Below are 237 nucleotides of genomic sequence, written 5' to 3'. Positions count from 1 at the left end.
AATAAAAAAGGTGTGACCGTGCCTACTGACAGCCACCCTTGATGCCGTGGGGTTCGGCTACTGCCTGGCCCCCCGGTTTCGGTCATTCCGACCGAATCAGCCGACGCGGCGCAATGCGCCCGTCTTCGCTCACTTCACCGATACCGATGAAGCGCGCATTGTGATCCTGTACCCGGACCATGCCAAATTGTGGCGCGTCCGGTGCGCGTACCGCCTGCCCATGCAGCCAGTAGAACG

1 protein-coding gene is annotated in these 237 nt (G+C 61.2%); it reads right to left on the bottom strand.

Annotated elements, in window-relative coordinates; all coding sequences use genetic code 11:
- Positions 1 to 82: 82 nt before the first annotated feature.
- Positions 83 to 237, bottom strand: a 155-nt coding sequence (locus tag SB756_RS35155; protein ID WP_410913892.1) for a tRNA pseudouridine(55) synthase TruB, incomplete at its 5' end; no start/stop codon positions are given.

It is taken from the genome of Pseudomonas sp. SIMBA_068 (assembly GCF_046534705.1).
In the GTDB taxonomy this organism is placed as follows: Bacteria; Pseudomonadota; Gammaproteobacteria; order Pseudomonadales; family Pseudomonadaceae; genus Aquipseudomonas; species Aquipseudomonas putida.
The sequence above is the reverse complement of the archived record's forward strand: the minus strand, read 5'-3'. Positions and strand labels throughout refer to the sequence as shown.